Source organism: Ciceribacter sp. L1K22 (genome assembly GCF_017599385.1).
GTDB lineage: Bacteria > Pseudomonadota > Alphaproteobacteria > Rhizobiales > Rhizobiaceae > Allorhizobium.
The window spans coordinates 556,602-572,363 of the sequence record NZ_JAGFPK010000001.1; the positions used below are offsets into that span (position 1 = coordinate 556,602).

General features: G+C 64.1%; 19 protein-coding genes and 1 pseudogene. 10 read left to right on the forward strand and 10 right to left on the reverse strand.

The features are described from left to right. The first annotated feature begins 29 nt into the window (after positions 1–29). The 6 genes from J5J09_RS02645 (at position 30) to J5J09_RS02670 (ending at position 5,891) form a co-directional block, all read left to right on the forward strand. The gene (locus tag J5J09_RS02645) at positions 30–1,349 is read left to right on the forward strand and encodes a vanadium-dependent haloperoxidase (RefSeq protein ID WP_208548151.1); all 1,320 of its coding nucleotides are present in this window, start codon (positions 30–32) and stop codon (positions 1,347–1,349) included. A gap of 8 nt (positions 1,350–1,357) precedes the next feature. Then, positions 1,358–2,959, forward strand: a complete 1,602-nt coding sequence (locus J5J09_RS02650; RefSeq protein ID WP_208548152.1) for a CRTAC1 family protein — start codon at positions 1,358–1,360, stop codon at positions 2,957–2,959. Positions 2,960–3,052: 93 nt separating this feature from the next. Next, positions 3,053–3,544 (forward strand): acyl-CoA thioesterase, encoded by a 492-nt coding sequence (locus J5J09_RS02655; RefSeq protein WP_208548153.1) that lies wholly within the window; start codon positions 3,053–3,055, stop codon positions 3,542–3,544. 80 nt (positions 3,545–3,624) lie between these two features. Further along, complete coding sequence (locus J5J09_RS02660; protein ID WP_208548154.1) at positions 3,625–3,921, forward strand: hypothetical protein; 297 nt, start codon at positions 3,625–3,627, stop codon at positions 3,919–3,921. Between the two features lie 130 nt (positions 3,922–4,051). Then, positions 4,052–4,837: a ThuA domain-containing protein gene (locus J5J09_RS02665; protein ID WP_208548155.1), complete on the forward strand. Its 786-nt coding sequence runs from the start codon at positions 4,052–4,054 to the stop codon at positions 4,835–4,837. Positions 4,838–4,847: 10 nt separating this feature from the next. Continuing rightward, a complete protein-coding gene (locus J5J09_RS02670) occupies positions 4,848–5,891 on the forward strand; it encodes a Gfo/Idh/MocA family oxidoreductase (protein WP_208552995.1) in 1,044 nt (347 codons plus the stop codon). 24 nt (positions 5,892–5,915) lie between these two features. Here the strand turns inward: J5J09_RS02670 and J5J09_RS22745 are convergent, their stop codons facing one another. The 3 genes and pseudogenes from J5J09_RS22745 to J5J09_RS02680 all read right to left on the reverse strand — a co-directional run bounded on the left by J5J09_RS22745 (position 5,916) and on the right by J5J09_RS02680 (position 6,508). Continuing rightward, complete coding sequence (locus J5J09_RS22745) at positions 5,916–6,077, reverse strand: YegP family protein (protein ID WP_348646474.1); 162 nt, start codon at positions 6,075–6,077, stop codon at positions 5,916–5,918. 33 nt (positions 6,078–6,110) lie between these two features. Next, positions 6,111–6,281, reverse strand: a pseudogene (locus tag J5J09_RS22750) (DUF1508 domain-containing protein); the annotation flags it as partial. A gap of 53 nt (positions 6,282–6,334) precedes the next feature. After that, positions 6,335–6,508, reverse strand: coding sequence for a hypothetical protein (locus J5J09_RS02680; RefSeq protein WP_208548157.1), 174 nt, complete (start codon positions 6,506–6,508; stop codon positions 6,335–6,337). Between J5J09_RS02680 and J5J09_RS02685 the strand changes: the two genes are divergently transcribed. Next, positions 6,507–7,529 carry a hypothetical protein gene (locus J5J09_RS02685; RefSeq protein ID WP_208548158.1) on the forward strand — a complete coding sequence of 341 codons (1,023 nt, stop codon included), beginning with the start codon at positions 6,507–6,509 and terminating at the stop codon, positions 7,527–7,529. The two genes, J5J09_RS02680 and J5J09_RS02685, sit on opposite strands and share 2 nt — an antisense overlap. A gap of 2 nt (positions 7,530–7,531) precedes the next feature. Here the strand turns inward: J5J09_RS02685 and J5J09_RS02690 are convergent, their stop codons facing one another. From J5J09_RS02690 to J5J09_RS02700, 3 genes are read right to left on the reverse strand one after another with little or no spacing between them, the layout of a single operon-like run. Next, positions 7,532–7,831 carry a CcdB family protein gene (locus tag J5J09_RS02690; RefSeq protein ID WP_208548159.1) on the reverse strand — a complete coding sequence of 100 codons (300 nt, stop codon included), beginning with the start codon at positions 7,829–7,831 and terminating at the stop codon, positions 7,532–7,534. A gap of 2 nt (positions 7,832–7,833) precedes the next feature. Continuing rightward, on the reverse strand, positions 7,834–8,064 hold the full coding sequence (locus J5J09_RS02695; RefSeq protein ID WP_208548160.1) for a type II toxin-antitoxin system CcdA family antitoxin: 231 nt from the start codon (positions 8,062–8,064) through the stop codon (positions 7,834–7,836). A 57-nt stretch (positions 8,065–8,121) separates the two neighbouring features. Then, positions 8,122–8,427: an antibiotic biosynthesis monooxygenase family protein gene (locus tag J5J09_RS02700; protein WP_208548161.1), complete on the reverse strand. Its 306-nt coding sequence runs from the start codon at positions 8,425–8,427 to the stop codon at positions 8,122–8,124. A 91-nt stretch (positions 8,428–8,518) separates the two neighbouring features. On the opposite strand from J5J09_RS02700, the gene J5J09_RS02705 reads away from it, so the two are divergent. Next, complete coding sequence (locus J5J09_RS02705; RefSeq protein ID WP_246745776.1) at positions 8,519–8,881, forward strand: helix-turn-helix domain-containing protein; 363 nt, start codon at positions 8,519–8,521, stop codon at positions 8,879–8,881. 46 nt (positions 8,882–8,927) lie between these two features. On the opposite strand, the gene lepA is transcribed toward J5J09_RS02705, so the two are convergent. From lepA to J5J09_RS02720, 3 genes are all read right to left on the reverse strand, one after another. Then, a complete protein-coding gene (lepA, locus tag J5J09_RS02710; protein WP_208548162.1) occupies positions 8,928–10,748 on the reverse strand; it encodes a translation elongation factor 4 in 1,821 nt (606 codons plus the stop codon). Positions 10,749–10,841: 93 nt separating this feature from the next. Further along, a complete protein-coding gene (locus tag J5J09_RS02715; protein ID WP_208548163.1) occupies positions 10,842–12,110 on the reverse strand; it encodes an MFS transporter in 1,269 nt (422 codons plus the stop codon). Continuing rightward, positions 12,111–12,698, reverse strand: coding sequence for a GNAT family N-acetyltransferase (locus J5J09_RS02720; protein WP_208548164.1), 588 nt, complete (start codon positions 12,696–12,698; stop codon positions 12,111–12,113). Positions 12,699–12,780: 82 nt separating this feature from the next. On the opposite strand from J5J09_RS02720, the gene J5J09_RS02725 reads away from it, so the two are divergent. Further along, positions 12,781–13,182 (forward strand): ketosteroid isomerase-related protein, encoded by a 402-nt coding sequence (locus J5J09_RS02725; RefSeq protein ID WP_208548165.1) that lies wholly within the window; start codon positions 12,781–12,783, stop codon positions 13,180–13,182. A 341-nt stretch (positions 13,183–13,523) separates the two neighbouring features. Beyond that, positions 13,524–15,437, forward strand: a complete 1,914-nt coding sequence (locus J5J09_RS02730; protein WP_208548166.1) for a HAMP domain-containing methyl-accepting chemotaxis protein — start codon at positions 13,524–13,526, stop codon at positions 15,435–15,437. A gap of 87 nt (positions 15,438–15,524) precedes the next feature. On the opposite strand, the gene J5J09_RS02735 is transcribed toward J5J09_RS02730, so the two are convergent. Continuing rightward, positions 15,525–15,758, reverse strand: coding sequence for a DUF2171 domain-containing protein (locus J5J09_RS02735; protein ID WP_208548167.1), 234 nt, complete (start codon positions 15,756–15,758; stop codon positions 15,525–15,527). Positions 15,759–15,762: the final 4 nt, after the last annotated feature.

Consider the following 15,762-nt stretch of genomic DNA (forward strand, 5'->3'; position numbering starts at 1 on the left):
CGGAGGGGGGCACCTCGGGAGGGGGGAGCATGCAGCATTTTCGACGCCGTGTGACGGCAGTGTTTTTTGCCATTGCGGCGATCCTTGTCGTGACGCAACCGGCATTGGCGGAGCGTCCGGCGACGGAGAGCGTCATTCGCGACTGGTACCGGCTGGTGCTGGAGCTTGTCCGCCATACGCCGACCTATTCCCCGCCGGTCGCCAGCCGCGCCTTCGCCTATCTCGGCGTCACGGGATACGAGGCGCTTGCCTCTGGTAATGACGCTATGGTCTCGCTTGCCGGCCAGCTGAACGCGCTTCAGCCCGTGCCGTCGCGCGAGACAGGCGCCGATTATGACGAGGCGGTGGTGCTGAATGCCGCGCTGCAAGCCTCGGCCACCGAACTCTTCAGCAATACCGGCCCGACCGGGCAGCGGGCGTTGAAACGGCTCGGGGAGAAGATGACCGCCGCCGTGTCGGACGGTTTGGCTCCGGACCTCCTTGCCCGCAGCCAGGAGTATGGCCGTGCGGTCGCCGCCCACGTCCTTGCCTGGTCGGCCGACGATGGCGGCGCCACGGTCGAGAACATGGGCTTTCCGCTGGAATTCGCGCTGAAGGAAGGACCGGCCCACTGGGTGCCGACCAACCTGATCAACCAGCAGCAGAAGCCGCTTCTGCCGCGATGGGGCGAGAACCGCACCTTCGCCATGCCGGATGGCAAGACCTGCAACCTGCCGCCCCCGCCTGACTACAGCGAGGCGGAGGGATCGCAGTTCCGCCACGAGGCAAAGGAGGTCTATGACGCCGTCAACGGCCTGACCGATGAACATCGCGCCATAGCCCGCTTCTGGTCCGACGACCCGATGCTGTCGCCGACCCCGCCAGGGCACTGGATCGTCATCGCGCTGAAGGTGCTGGGCGAGGAAAACACCGATGCCGCCGGCCATGCGGAGCTTCTGGCGCGTCTTGGCATCGGGCTTGCCGATGCCTTCATCGGCTGCTGGCATTCGAAGTTCGAATATGATCTCGTCCGGCCCGTCACCTACATCCGCCGCGTCATCGACCCGAAATGGGAGCCGCTGCTGATCACGCCGCCCTTCCCGGAATATCCGAGCGGGCACTCCACGCAGTCCGGGGCGGCGGCCGAGGTGCTGACGGCCTTCTTCGGTGACAATCACGCTTTCACGGATAATACCCACGAAAAGGACAACCTGCCGAACCGCTCGTTCGGCAGCTTCTGGGAGGCGGCGGAGGAGGCGGGTATTTCGAGGCTTTACGGCGGCATCCACTTCCGCGCCGCGATCGATCTCGGACTCGACCAGGGCCGCTGCATCGGCGAATACGCCACGGCCCTGAAGACACGCCGATGAGGATCGTCATGTCCTTGTTGCGTGCGCCGCTTCTCGCCCTGCTTTTAGTCTCCCCGGCAGCCGCCGCGGACGAGCCGCTGGTGCCGCGTTTTCTCGAGGAAACGGCCGCCGCCGGCATCGACAGCACCTATGCCGGCGACTGGGAGTTCATGGTCGGCGGCGGCGCGGCGAGCTTCGACTGCAATTCCGATGGCTTTGCCGACCTGCTGCTGGCCGGTGGCGAGAACCCGTCGAGCTTCTACCGCAATGCCAGTACGGCCGGCGGCGCGGTCAAGTTCGAAAAGCAGGAGTCCGGCCTCGAGCTCGACAAGGTGGTGGGCGCGTATCCGCTGGATGTGGATGGCGACGGTATCAAGGATATCGTGCTGCTGCGCTCCGGCGAGAACGTCGTGATGCGCGGGCTTGGGCAATGCCGGTTCGAGCGCGCCAACGAGGCCTGGGGTTTCGATGGCGGCGATGCCTGGTCGACGGCCTTTTCCGCCACCTGGGAAAAGGGGAGCGACTGGCCGACGCTCGCCATCGGCAACTACATCGACCGGTTCGAGGATTTCGAGCCCTGGGGTTCCTGTACCGACAACTGGCTGCATCGACCGGCGGCGGAGGGAAAAGGTTTCGCGCCGCCGCTGGCGCTCAATCCCTCCTTCTGCCCGCTGTCGATCCTGTTCACGGACTGGGACCGCTCCGGCACGCCGTCGCTGCGCGTCTCCAACGACCGCGAGTATTACAAGGGCGGCCAGGAGCAGATGTGGCACGTCGAACCGGGCCTGCCGCCGAAGCTTTTCACGCAGGAGGAAGGCTGGAAATATCTGCGTATCTGGGGGATGGGCATTGCCGGCTACGACCTCGATTTCGACGGCTATCCGGAATATTTCCTGACCAGCATGGCCGACAACAAGCTGCAGAAGCTGGCGGAAATCCCGAAGGAGGGGCGTCCGAAGCCCTCTTACGGCGACGTGGCGCTGGCGAAGGGCGTGACCGCGCACCGGCCCTATACCGGCAGCGAGGTGCGTCCCTCGACCGCCTGGCACACGGAATTCGAGGATGTCAACAATGACGGCCTCGTCGATCTTCTGGTGGTCAAGGGCAATGTCGCCAAGATGCCTGATTTCGCCGACCGCGACCCGAACAATCTGCTGGTCCAGAAGGTCGACGGCCGTTTCGTCGAGATGGGCGACAAGGCCGGCGTTGCCAGCATGGCGACGGGTCGCGGCGGCGTGCTCTCCGACTTCAATCTCGACGGCCGGCTCGATCTCGTCGTCGTCAACCAGGGCTCGCCGGTCGAACTTTGGCGTAATGCCACGGAGGGCGCTGGGCACTTCCTTGAGGTCGCGCTCCGGCAGGACGGGCCGAACCGGGATGCGATCGGTGCCTGGATCGAGGTGAAGCGTGGCGATATCACCATGCGGCGCGAGGTGACGGTGGGCGGCGGCCATGCCGGCGGCAAGACCGGCTGGCATCATGTCGGTCTCGGCGATCTCGGCGCGACCGAGATCCGCGTGCTCTGGCCGGATGGCACCGAGGGCGACTGGCAAAGGGTGGAGGCGGACGGCTTCTACATTGTCGAACGCGACCGGCCGCTCCGCCGCTGGCAGCCCGGCGAGCCGCTTTAGCACCGGTCTCCACAGCCTCTTTCGGCCTGCCGCTTTCCGAGGTCGTGGTCTACGCCTATTCTGGCGCCGACCCGCCGCATCGAAGGAGAGCCCATGGACCGCGCACATGACCCGAGCCAGCTGGAAATGGTGGTGCTGATGACGCCCGACATGGCGAACTTTTCCGGCAAGGTGCATGGCGGCGCGCTTTTGAACCTTCTCGACCGGGTCGCCTATTCCTGTGCCTCGCGCTTCTCGCAACAGTATGCGGTGACGCTGTCGGTCGACCAGGTGGTGTTCCGCCAGCCGATCCATGTCGGCGAGCTCGTCACCTTCCGCGCCTCGGTGAATTTCGCCGGGCGGACTTCGATGGAAATCGGCATCCGCGTCGAGGCGGAAAACATCCGCACCGGCGAGCGCCGGCACACCAACAGCTGCTACTTCACCATGGTCGCTGTAGACGAAGCCGGACGGCCGACGGCGGTGCCCGAACTCGTCCTCGATGGCGACGAGAAACGCCGCCGCGCCCGAGAGGCGGAACTGCGGCGCGAGCTGCGGCGCGAGGTCGAGGCCCGCTTCCGCGAGGTCAAGGAAGCGGCCGACTGAAACCGGTGACGTCAGACAGGGCGGCGGAACCAAAATCCGCGATCCGCATTTTCCCGTCAGTCCAACGGAGGAATGCGAAAATGACCTATGACCCGAACATGACCAACCGTCCCGATCTCCAGCCGACGCCGCAGCCGCCGCGTGGCCCGTCGTGGACCCCCTGGATCGCCGTCGCCGCCGTGCTGCTTCTGGGCGTCGTCGTCTGGTCGCTGATGAGCGCTCCGGGCACCGATCCGGCCACCACGTCCTCGACCACCCCGCCGGCCGTGACCGAAACCGCGCCGAGCGCCGAGCCGGTCGATCCGGTGGCTCCGGCGACCCCGCCGGCAACGGAAACCGCTCCGTCGACCACGACGCCGAGCACGACCACGCCGTAAGGTTCCCTGACGGGAACAAGGCCGTCCGCCCCGTGGCGGGCGGCCTTTTTTTATCGCCGCGGCCCGGCCTTGCCACAATCGGGCGCGACGATGATGGTTGGAGCGAAACAGTCAGGCAGGAGAAGTCCAGGTGACGATCAGAACGGTTGTGTGGGGCGAAAACATTCACGAGCACACGAATGACATCGTCCGGGGTCTCTATCCCGATGGTATGCACGAGACGATCGCCAAGTCGCTGGCCGGTGACGGCGAGATCGAGGTATCGACCGCGACGCTGCAGGAGCCGGAGCACGGACTTTCCGAAGAGCGTCTGGAGCGAACCGACGTGCTGCTCTGGTGGGGCCACAAGGACCACGGTGCCGTCTCGGACGACGTCGTGGAGCGTGTCGCGCGACGTGTTCACGAGGGCATGGGGCTGATCGTCCTGCATTCCGGCCACTTCGCCAAGCCGTTCAAGCGGCTGATGGGCACGCCCTGCGCGCTGAAATGGCGCGAAGCCGGTGAGCGCGAGCGCATCTGGACCGTCAATCCCGGCCATCCGATCGCGGCGGGCATTCCGGAAAACTTCGTTCTCGAGAACGAGGAGATGTACGGCGAGTTCTTCTCTGTGCCGGAGCCGCTGGAGACGGTGTTCATCTCCTGGTTCGCCGGCGGCGAGGTGTTCCGCTCCGGCATGACCTGGAGGCGGGGCGCCGGCAACATCTTCTATTTCCGCCCCGGCCACGAGACCTATCCGACCTATCACGACGAGACGGTGCAGAAGGTGCTGCGAAACGCGGCTCGCTGGGCCTACAATCCGGCGCCGCCGCTGAAGAGCGTCCATGATGCGCCGAACGTACCCGTCGAAAAGGCGCTCGAACCGATCACCGAGCGTGGACCCAGACTGCACGCCGACGGCGAGGAAGGATACCGCTGACATGCCCCCCATTCGCCTGCTCGTGGTCGGTACGGGCGGCATGGCCAATACCCATGCCATGAACTTTGGAACCGTTCCCGGCGTCGAGATCGTCGCCGCTGTCGATGTCGACATGGCAAAGGTCCGTGCCTACGCCGCCCGTCACAACATTGCCAACACCTTTACTTCGCTCGACGAGGCGCTTGCCTGGGGCGAGTTCGACGCCGCGACCAATGTGACGCCGGACCGTATTCACCACGCGACCACCATGCCGCTGATTGCCGCCGGCAAGCACGTGATGTGCGAGAAGCCGCTGGCCGAGACCTATGCCAAGGCGGCTGAAATGGCGGATGCGGCCGAAGCCGCCGGCATCGTCAACATGGTCAACCTGAGTTACCGCAATGTCGCCCATGTGCAGAAGGCGCGGGCGATGGTGATGGCGGGCGAGATCGGCAAGGTGCGCCATATCGAGGCCTCCTACCTGCAGAGCTGGCTGGTCTCCAAGGCCTGGGGTGATTGGTCTACGGAATCGCAATGGCTGTGGCGGCTCTCGACCAGCCACGGGTCGAACGGCGTTCTGGGCGACGTCGGCATCCACATCCTCGACTTCGCCTGCTATGGCGCGGCAACCGCGATCGACAGCGTCTTCGCAAGGCTGAAGACCTTCGAAAAGGCGCCGGGCAACCGCATCGGCGAATACGAGCTCGACGCCAATGACAGCTTCAGCATGACGGCCGAGTTCGAAAACGGCGCGATCGGCGTGATCCATGCGAGCCGCTGGGCGACCGGGCACCTGAACGAGCTGCGCCTGCGCATCCACGGCGACAAGGGCGGGCTCGAGGTGATCCACCGCGTCGATGGATCAAGCCTGAGGGCCTGCCTGAAGGAGGACGTCGAACTCGCGGTCTGGCGCGATGTCGATGTCGAGCCTGTCGGCACGAACTACGAGAAGTTCATCAAGGCAATCGGCCGGGGCAGCGCCCAGGAACCGACCTTCCGCCACGCCGCCAACCTGCAGAAAATCCTTGATCTCGCCATGGTCACGGAGCGGGAACGGCGGGAGATGGAGGTCTGAGGCGGCGACGGCGGACTGCTGAAGTCAGTCCACCTCTTCGACCGGCGCCTCGGCCGCCCGCTTCTGGATCGAGGCGACGCAGTTCTTGGCCGTCGACTTCGATTTGTAGGTTTCCGAGCGCACCATGATTTCGCCGTTTCCGGCCCGGAAGCGCACGAAGGTCTCGCCGTTCTTCGCCTTGTCGATCTCGAACCGGTAGCCGCTGCCGGTCTCTTCCTTGGTGAGATCGACGACGGGTGCCCCCGGCGCGTTCTTCTTCAGCGAGTCCACGCAATTCTTCGCGCTGGCTTTCGACGCGTAGTTTTCCGACCAGACCATGATCTCGGCATTGTAGACGAACTGGACGCGGAACTCGCCCTTCTCCGTCTTGACGATCTTGAACTTGTGCATGCCCTCTCCCTCTCGTTTTTATCACCCCATTAGGGAAGGCTACTGAAATTCATTCAAATGTAAATATGCGAGCCATCGACCTGCCGCCCGGCATTTTCCGCGAATGCGGTGAACAGGCTTAACTCTCTGAAAAGCCTGCCGTTACCCGCATCGCCGCCGTTAACAACTCGCTTAAGGTTGGCATTCCAGTCTCTCCCGCGACATGCAGGCAGGAGAAAATGATCCATGACGACAAGTGCCCCCAGACGGACCCCGATGACGATGCGGACACTGGCCACGGCGGGCCTTGTCGTGGCCATGCTGGCCCCGGTGCCGGCGCTGGCCCTGACACAGGCCGAGATCGACGCCGCACTCGCCACCCTCGATACGCCGGAAATGCGCGCCTGCCCGGAAGCGAATGGCTCGAAGCTGGAACTGCCCTACGAGGTCAGAGATATCAACGGCGACGCGATCGATGAGATCATCGTCCATGTGCAGGCGAGCGGCGCGGCCAGCTGTTTCGGTCATGCCGGCTCCGAGATCAGCCTGCTGATCTCCGACGGCAAGGGCGGTTGGACCGACGCCTTCGGCTTCCCCGGCTCCGACCTTGCCTTCCATCCGCGCGCTGACAGCGACTGGCCCGACGTCGAAATCCTTGGTCCCGGCTTCTGCTTTCCCGTCTGGCGGTATCATGAGGGCGAATACGGCATCTGGCGGACCTGTGAAGAGGGCAAGCTCGTCTATGCCGAGGGCCTGCGCGACAATGCCGTGCCGAGCGGCGTCATGAAGGTTGCCGCCCCGGTCGCTTCCGAAGCCCCGGCTCGAGTCCCTGCCGAGGTCCGGTCCGGAAACGGCATTGGCCGCCTGTCGGAGGTGGAGGTGATCGACATCGACACGCTCGATGGTATTCCCTACGACCACAATGGCTCGATCGTCATCGTCGACGGCGCCAAGGGGATCATCGCCTATGACCGGCCGAAGAAGTCGATCGCCGGCACGGTGAAGCGCGGCACGGTGCTGTTCCATGGCAAGCCGTGGACCATGGACAATCCCGATGGCGTGCTGATCGAGGGCATTGCCCACACCTTCAAGAAGGGCTGCCCGGCGACCGACTACGAGGTGCGCGGCCACTACCACATTACCTACGCCATGGCGCAGTTCACCCTGGAGGGCGCGGCCCCCGTGCGCTCCAAGACCAGTTGCGACATCACCGGCCATTCGCTGACGAGTGGCAACGCGACGCTTAAATTCGACATCGCCTGGGACTGAGCTCAGAAGCCCTGGAACAGGAAATCCGTGGCGGCGGTGATCTCGTCGGCGCGGGGCGAGAGGTCGGCGACGGAGGGTCCCAAGTCGGATACGGCAAGTGCGGAGAGGCGGTGCGTCGCCATGACATAGCTCTTGCCGCCCACCTCGAATCGCGGCGTCAGACGCGCGATGACCCAGGACACGTCTTCAACCGACTGAAGCGGTGCCACGACCCGTGTGGGCAGGTCTTGCAGATAGTCGGATTGCAGGTCGACGACCAGTTGGTCTCCCAATTTCAGTCGATGGACCCGAAATCGCGCCATCGCTACCACAGCCTGTATTTGGCAAGCGGCAGCCCGTGCTTGGCGACGTATTCGTTGTCGGCTTTGATCGCATCGGCATTCTCGATCTTCCAGCGCCGTTCCTTCTCCGCCTTGATGGCAAGCGCGATGCCCTTTTCGGCGGCGCCGGTCACATCAAGGCCGAGCTCCTCCGCCTCGGCGACGAGCGCTTCGCTGACGGTCACGTCATGGGGCTTTCGGGCATGGATCGACATGGGGCAACTCCGAAGATGTGCCATCATAGCGCGAAACGAGGTTGAAGAGTAGCGTCTTCAGCGCTGCCATGACAGGTCGGTGGCCTCATAGTGGCGCATTTCGGCGATCTCGCCGATGAAGGGCCGGATGGCGGCGAGGAAGGGCGGGAAATGCGGACCCTTGCGGAAGCCTTGCAGATGGTCGTCCGTCGATGTCCACAGGATGCGCAGCGTCAGGCTCGCAGGCTCCTCGACGCAGCGGGTCAGCTCGTATCCGAGGCATTGCGGCGCGGCTTCAAGATGCGGCGCCGCCGTCCGGTAGGCGGCGATGAGGTCGTCGGGTTGATGTTGTTTCAGATCGTAGCGGATATACTCGATGATCATGCCATGTCCTTTCCAGGGTTTGCCGCATGGTGACCAAATCGAGCGGGCGGGCAAGAGCTTACCCGGAGGTAAGCGGAAGGCGGCGGTGGAGATGAGCAAGATGGAAATCGACAAGATCCGCGACTGTCCGGTGTTCGCGACCATCAAGGTCATCGGCGGCAAGTGGAAGCCGCGCATCCTCTGGCACCTGCGCGATGGTGCCGCCACATTCGGCGAACTCCGGCGCGTGGTCGGTGTCTCGGAAAAGGTGCTGCATGAAAACCTGCTCGCGCTGACCCGCGACGGCATCGTCTCGCGCCGGCCGGTGAAGGAGGGCGAGATGGTCTATGTCGAGTATCGCTATACCGAACTTGGCCTGTCGCTGGTGCCGGTGCTCAACGCCATGGGGGATTGGGGAGTGGGGTATGCGCAACAATCGGGACTTGAACTGAAACCCGGTCGCCGCGTCAGTTGAGCACCAGAATGAAAGACGCCGGCGTTCGCCGGCGCCAATTTTTAACTCACTCGTCGCTCATCTTCAGCGCTGCGATGAACGCTTCCTGGGGAATCTCGACCTTGCCGAACTGGCGCATGCGCTTCTTGCCGGCCTTCTGCTTGTCGAGGAGCTTGCGCTTACGCGAAGCGTCGCCGCCGTAGCACTTGGCGGTCACGTCCTTGCGGAGCGCCGAGATGGTTTCGCGGGCAATCACGTTGCCGCCGATGGCGGCCTGGATCGGGATCTTGAACATGTGCTTCGGGATCAGGTCCTTGAGCTTTTCGCACATGTCGCGGCCGCGCTTTTCGGCCGCCATGCGATGGACCATCATCGACAGCGCATCCACCGGCTCGCCATTGACGAGGATCGACATCTTCACGAGGTTGCCCTCGCGATGGCCGTCGAGATGGTAGTCGAAGGAGGCGTAGCCCTTGGAGATCGACTTCAGGCGGTCGTAGAAATCGAAAACCACCTCGTTGAGCGGCAGCTCATAGGTGATCATCGCGCGCTTGCCGACGTAAGTGAGTTCGGTCTGGATGCCGCGCCGGTCCTGGCAGAGCTTCAGGATGCCGCCGAGATAGTCGTCGGGGGTCAGGATCGTCGCCTTGATCCACGGCTCGTGGATTTCCTCGATCTTGACCACATCAGGCATGTCGGCCGGATTGTGCAGCTCGCGCTCGGTGCCGTCGGTCATGAACAGCTTGTAGACGACGGACGGGGCGGTCGCGATCAGGTCGAGATCGAATTCGCGCTCGAGGCGCTCCTGGATGATTTCGAGATGCAGAAGCCCAAGGAAGCCGCAGCGGAAGCCGAAGCCGAGAGCGGCAGAGCTCTCCATTTCGAAGGAGAAGGAAGCGTCGTTGAGGCGAAGCTTGCCCATGGCCGCGCGCAGGTCTTCGAAGTCGGCGGCATCGACCGGGAAGAGACCGCAGAAGACGACCGGCTGGGCCGGCTTGAAGCCCGGCAGCATCTTTTCGGTGGGGCGCTTGTCCTCGGTGATCGTGTCGCCGACGCGGGTGTCGGCCACTTCCTTGATCGAGGCGGTGAAGAAGCCGATTTCGCCGGGGCCGAGGGAATCGACGGCAACCATCTTCGGCGTGAGCACGCCGACGCGCTCGATCGTGTATTTGGCGTCCGTGCCCATCATGCGGATCGTCTGACCCTTGGTCAGCACGCCGTCGAGGACGCGGACGAGAACCATGACGCCGAGATAGGTGTCGTACCAGCTGTCGACCAGCAGGGCTTTGAGCGGGGCCTTTTCGCCGCCTTCGCTCTTCGGCGCCGGAAGCTTGTGCACGATGGCTTCGAGAACGTCGGGAATGCCGAGACCCGTCTTGGCCGAGATCAGCACGGCCTCGGAGGCATCGATGCCGATGACTTCCTCGATCTGTTCCTTGATGCGCTCGGGCTCTGCGGCCGGCAGGTCGACCTTGTTGAGCACGGTTACCAGCTCGTGATTGTTGTCGATCGCCTGGTAGACGTTTGCGAGCGTCTGGGCTTCGACGCCCTGGGAGGCGTCGACGACCAGCAGCGAGCCTTCGCAGGCCGAGAGCGAGCGCGAGACTTCGTAGGCGAAGTCGACGTGGCCGGGCGTATCGATCAGGTTCAGCACGTAGGTCTCGCCATTGTTGGCCTTGTAATGCAGCCGCACCGTCTGGGCCTTGATGGTGATGCCGCGTTCCCGCTCGATCTCCATGTTGTCGAGAACCTGCTCCGACATCTCGCGATCGGCAAGACCGCCGGTCGACTGGATGAGGCGGTCGGCCAGCGTCGATTTGCCATGGTCGATATGGGCGACGATGGAAAAGTTGCGGATATGGTCGAGAGGGGTGCGATCGGTGCTCATGGCTCGCGCATATAGCAGTGCGAATCCCTGTCGCAAAGCGGAAAAGAGGGGGCGAAGCCCCGGCGGAGGCGGGTTTTCGGCAAGTACCGCCGGTCAGCGCTCGCCGTCGCCCGGCTTCTCGACCGAGGGATCGGTGATCACGGTCGCGTTCGGCACTTGCGCGCTGAGAATCTCGAAGCCTTCGCGCGCCTCCGCCGGGACCGGTTTCTGCCGGCCGAGGCGAAGCGTGACGAAGCCGGCATAGGCAAGCGCGACGATCAGCGCGGCGTAGATGAAGGTGGTTTCGCCGAAGACGGGGGTGAGCATGGTGACGAGAAGCGGCACGATGGTCGCCGCCGCCGACCAGGCGACCAGCAGGGTGGAGGAGAGCGAGACGTAATCCTCCGGTTCGGTCCGGTCGTTGGCATGCGCGTTGGCGATCGAGTAGACGGTCTCGACCGCGCCGGCGAAGACCGCGAAGACGATCATCAGGACGAGGATCTGCGAGAACGATACGGTCAGTGACACGGCGGCCGTCACCGCGATCAGCAGGCAGGTGGCGATCAGCACGATGCGGCGGTCGATCCGGTCGGAGAGCACGCCCATGGGATATTGGATGAAGATCAGACCGAACTGCATGACGAACATCAGGAGCGCAACGTCCTGCTGTCCGACATTGTTGGCGGCGGCATAGATCGGCGTGAAGCCCTGGACGACCATCGAGAGCCCGCCGGCGGCAAGAACGCCGATGAGGCCGACAGGAGAGCTCGACCAGGCAAGCTTGAGGTCGATCGAGACGCGGGCCGGCGCCGGTGGTGTGGGCAGGCGGGTGAGCCCGATCGGCAGGATGGCGAGCGCGGTGAACGCGATGGTGGCGAGCGGCGCGAGGTTGCCCGATGCGGGGATCTGCCCGAACAGCCAGGCGCCGAAGCCGATGCCGAACACATAGGCCATGTAGAAGCCGGACATCGCCTTGCCCCGCCAGGAATTGTCGGCGGCATGGTTGAGCCAGCTCTGCGAGATGATGAAATTGGTGTTGCCGGCGACGCCGTAGAGCCCGCGCGCCAGCACCCACACCAGCGGATTGGTGCCCGCCGCGATCATCACGGCGGCAAAAATGACGAGCGCCATCGAGCAGGCGAAGAGCCGCGCATGCCCGACGCGGCGGATCAGCGGGCCGGCGATCACGCAGCCGACGAGGCCGCCGAACGCGACGGCCGTGACCGCCGCACCCGCCATCCAGGTCGGCGCCTCGGTGGTGGCCAGCACGAAGGGCACGTAGGCGAACATCATGCCATTGCCGATGGCGACCGATGTCATCGACAGGACGATGGCGGCGATCGAGAGTGGGGAACTGGCGCGGATTGCGGGCGCTGTCGTCATTCAGAGTGTCCGGATCCAGAAGGAGAGCGGCTTGGGGCTTTCCCCGATGTCGTCCAGATCGCGCCAGACGAAGTGCGTGCGAAGCGCCGGATGGTGGGTATAGCCGCGCTTCTCCCAGAAGGCATTCAGCGGCACGTAGTCCGCCGGCCGGCGGGGATGGTCGGCGGGGCGCTCCACGGCGCAGAACGTGGTGTGCGGCAGGCCGAGCCGCTTTGCCTGCGCCTCGCGCTTCTCGAAGAAGGCGACGCCGATGCCGCGACCGCGATAGGCGGCAAGCAGCACGCTTTCGCCGAAATAGAAGTAGTCCGAGGGATCGCGACCGTCGGCGAGGAAGGGCGCCTTCACCTCTTCCGTTTCCGCCGCCATTGGCATGCCGGTCGAGGCTCCCACGACCTTGCCGTCGTCGATGGCGAGCACGAACACCGAGCCCTGCGACTTCGCGTAGGTCGAGAGGTAGGTGCGCTCGTAGTCGGCATCGCCCTCGTAGAGGTACGGGAAATCGCGGAAGACGGTGATCCTGAGCCGCGCGAGGTCGTCGAAGAACGGCGAAGCGTCGCTACCCGAAAAGGATTTGATGGTGAGGGCCATAGAGTGTTTTCAGTCCGTTGCGGAGCGGTTATACCCTCCGCGACCGCAAGGGTGAAGCTTGAGAAACGTCAGGAGTTTTGACATGACCGCCGCCGAGACGATCCGCGCCTATTACGACGCCTTCAACGCCAAGGACATGGAGACCTTCCTGTCGCTTTTGACAGACGATGTCGCCCACGACATCAACCAGGGCGGCCGCCAGACCGGCAAGGCGGAATTCGCGACATTCATGGACCACATGAACCGCTGCTACAACGAGGTGTTGACCGACATCGTGATCATGGCGAGCGAGGACGGCAGGCGCGGCGCGGCCGAGTTCATTGTCAACGGCGAGTATCTCGCGACCGACGAGGGCCTGCCGGAAGCCAATGGCCAGAAATACCGCCTGCCCGCCGGCGCCTTCTTCGACATCCGCGACGGCAAGGTTGCCCGCATTTCCAACTACTACAACCTGCCCGACTGGATCGCCCAGGTCGGCGGCTGAACCGTCGTTCGCATCGGCCTCCCATGACTTTTTTGATCCCCCGCGCCGGCCTCGTCGCGGGGGATTTTTCTTGCCGCCGCAGAGCCGGGACTCTCCTGTCGCCTGCAATTTAAGATTGATTCACTTCTCGTGCAGATAAGCCTCGCCGGCGGTGCCGATACACATCGAGTTTCGCGAATATTTCAGGAAATCGTAAACGCGTGATCCCTAGATTTGGCAGCGCGGAGGACCATGCGTTCGAGTCGGGCTGCGCGAAAGCCGGCACGAACGGTCTCTTTCAACTTTGTACGAACAGGTTCGACCGTCGCCTGCGGTCGACCATGACCGAGCGAGAGCAGAAAATGACGTTGCGCATGAAACTTCTGGGTTGCATCACGCTGCTGATCGCCGCGGTCGCCGGCATTTCGGTATTTTCCGTCTACGCCATGCGCCAGCAATCGGCGCTGGCGGGCACCATCGTGGCGGATCGCGTCATCCCGCTTGAACAGTTGAAGACCATTTCCGACCGCTACGCCGTCAACATCGTCGACACCGCCCACAAAGTGCGAGCCGGCACGCTGACGCCGGCCGAGGGTCTGGCAAGCGTCGATCAGGCGCTGGGCGACATCGAGGCCGAATGGACAGCCTACATGGCGACCTACCTGACGCCCGAGGAAGCGGCGCTCGCAGAGAATTTCGGCAAGCAGCGCACGCGCGCCGACGCGGGGGTCGCGGAACTCCGTCGGATTCTCGAGGCCGGCGATCGCGAGGCGATCGCCCGCTTCGCCGAGACCGATCTCTATCCCACCATCGATCCGCTGGGCGAGGATATCGCAAAGCTGATCGACCTGCAGATCCGTGTCGCCAAGGAAAACCTGGAGGCCGGCAATGCGCTGAAGGACCAGATGTTCGTGATCATGGCAACGCTTTGCGCGGTCGCGGTGACGGTGGCCGTCTTCTCGGTCTGGACTGTGACGCGCGGTGTCGTACGGCCTCTCGACGCCCTGTCGGATGTCATGGGGACACTGGCCGGTGGCAACAACGAGGTCGATATCTTCGGCGAGGGCCGTCGCGACGAGATCGGGCGCATGGCGGCAAGCGTTGCCGTCTTCCGCGACAATGCCTTGGAACGGGTGAAACTGGAACGCGAGGCTGCGGAAAACCGCGACGAACAGGAACGGCAGCGCCAGGAACGCGAGCGCGTGCAGGCGGCGGACGCCGAGGAAATCCGCTTTGCGGTGGAAAGCCTCGGCAATGCGCTCGGCGAACTCGCGGCTGGCCGACTGACCGTGCGGATCAATGACGTCTTTACCGCGCGTCTCGACAAGGTCCGCCAGGACTTCAATGATGCCGTGACCAAGCTTGACGACGCCATGCGGGCGGTGGGCGAGAACGCCCAGGTCATTGCCGCAGGCTCGGGCCAGATCCGCGCCGCGGCCGACAATCTCGCCAACCGCACCGCCCAGCAGGCGGCCTCGGTCGAGGAGACCGCCGCCGCGCTCGAGCAGATCACCAGCACCGGTGCCGATTCCAGCCGCCGCGCCGACGAGGCGGGCAAGCTGGTGAATGTTGCCCGCGACACCGCCACCCGGTCCGGCGCGATCGTCGGGCGGACGGTGGAGGCGATGCAGGCGATCGAGGCCTCGTCGCGCGCGATCTCAAATATCATCGGGGTCATCGACGACATCGCCTTCCAGACCAATCTTCTGGCACTCAATGCCGGGGTTGAAGCGGCGCGCGCCGGAGAGTCGGGCAAGGGCTTCGCCGTCGTCGCGCAGGAGGTCCGCGAACTCGCGCAACGCTCCGCCAAGGCGGCCAAGGAGATCAAGGCGTTGATTGGAAAATCCGGCGAACAGGTGCGCGACGGTGTCTCGCTTGTATCGGAAACCGGCAAGGTGCTGGACGCGATCGTCGAGCAGGTGATGGACGTCCGCTCCAATGTGGTCGCCATCGTCGAAGCCGCGCGCGAACAGTCGATGGGTCTCAAGGAGATCAATACGGCCGTGAACTCCATGGACCAGAACGTCCAGCAAAACGCCGCGATGGTGGAGGAATCGACCGCCGCAAGCCATTCCCTGGCACGCGAAGCAGAGGCGCTGTTCACGCTGATCGGCCGGTTCGAGGTGGGCGGAAAGGCGCGAACGCTCGCGGTGGATGCGCCGCCAAATAACCGTCAGGCACGGACGCTCAAAGCCGCGAATGCACCCGCGCGAAGAACGGTCGCCGCGACCCATGGCAACGCCGCCGTGGCCGAGCCCGCCTGGGAAAACTTTTGAGCGCGAACCAGACCCGGTGCAAGTCTGAACTTCAACGCACAAAGCCGCGGCATTCCGGCCGCGGCTTTGTCGTTTGAGGCATCCCGATCAGTTGATCGAGGTCCACTCGTTGCGCACCTCGTCGAGGTTCTTGCTGAGATGCACGTGCTCGTCGATGTGATCGATCCAGTCGAGCGGGATCAGGTGATGCTTGCCGTCGGGGGAATCGTTGCGGGTCAGCTTGATCCGGTTCGAGCCTTCGAGGTGGTCGACGGTGCCGACATGGGCGCCATCGAGGGCGCGGACTTCCATATGTTCGCGAATCTGGTCAGCGGAAATCATGGGT

Excerpts from the sequence above, each read along its gene's own strand:
- J5J09_RS02645 (WP_208548151.1), top strand. The coding sequence starts at position 30 with ATGCAGCATTTTCGACGCCGTGTGACGGCAGTGTTTTTTGCCATTGCG.
- J5J09_RS02650 (WP_208548152.1), top strand. The coding sequence starts at position 1,358 with ATGTCCTTGTTGCGTGCGCCGCTTCTCGCCCTGCTTTTAGTCTCCCCG.
- J5J09_RS02655 (WP_208548153.1), top strand. The coding sequence starts at position 3,053 with ATGGACCGCGCACATGACCCGAGCCAGCTGGAAATGGTGGTGCTGATG.
- J5J09_RS02660 (WP_208548154.1), top strand. The coding sequence starts at position 3,625 with ATGACCTATGACCCGAACATGACCAACCGTCCCGATCTCCAGCCGACG.
- J5J09_RS02685 (WP_208548158.1), top strand. The coding sequence starts at position 6,507 with ATGACGACAAGTGCCCCCAGACGGACCCCGATGACGATGCGGACACTG.
- J5J09_RS02680 (WP_208548157.1), bottom strand. The coding sequence starts at position 6,508 with ATGGATCATTTTCTCCTGCCTGCATGTCGCGGGAGAGACTGGAATGCC.
- J5J09_RS02690 (WP_208548159.1), bottom strand. The coding sequence starts at position 7,831 with ATGGCGCGATTTCGGGTCCATCGACTGAAATTGGGAGACCAACTGGTC.
- J5J09_RS02695 (WP_208548160.1), bottom strand. The coding sequence starts at position 8,064 with ATGTCGATCCATGCCCGAAAGCCCCATGACGTGACCGTCAGCGAAGCG.
- J5J09_RS02700 (WP_208548161.1), bottom strand. The coding sequence starts at position 8,427 with ATGATCATCGAGTATATCCGCTACGATCTGAAACAACATCAACCCGAC.
- J5J09_RS02705 (WP_246745776.1), top strand. The coding sequence starts at position 8,519 with ATGAGCAAGATGGAAATCGACAAGATCCGCGACTGTCCGGTGTTCGCG.
- lepA (WP_208548162.1), bottom strand. The coding sequence starts at position 10,748 with ATGAGCACCGATCGCACCCCTCTCGACCATATCCGCAACTTTTCCATC.
- J5J09_RS02715 (WP_208548163.1), bottom strand. The coding sequence starts at position 12,110 with ATGACGACAGCGCCCGCAATCCGCGCCAGTTCCCCACTCTCGATCGCC.
- J5J09_RS02720 (WP_208548164.1), bottom strand. The coding sequence starts at position 12,698 with ATGGCCCTCACCATCAAATCCTTTTCGGGTAGCGACGCTTCGCCGTTC.
- J5J09_RS02725 (WP_208548165.1), top strand. The coding sequence starts at position 12,781 with ATGACCGCCGCCGAGACGATCCGCGCCTATTACGACGCCTTCAACGCC.
- J5J09_RS02730 (WP_208548166.1), top strand. The coding sequence starts at position 13,524 with ATGACGTTGCGCATGAAACTTCTGGGTTGCATCACGCTGCTGATCGCC.
- J5J09_RS02735 (WP_208548167.1), bottom strand. The coding sequence starts at position 15,758 with ATGATTTCCGCTGACCAGATTCGCGAACATATGGAAGTCCGCGCCCTC.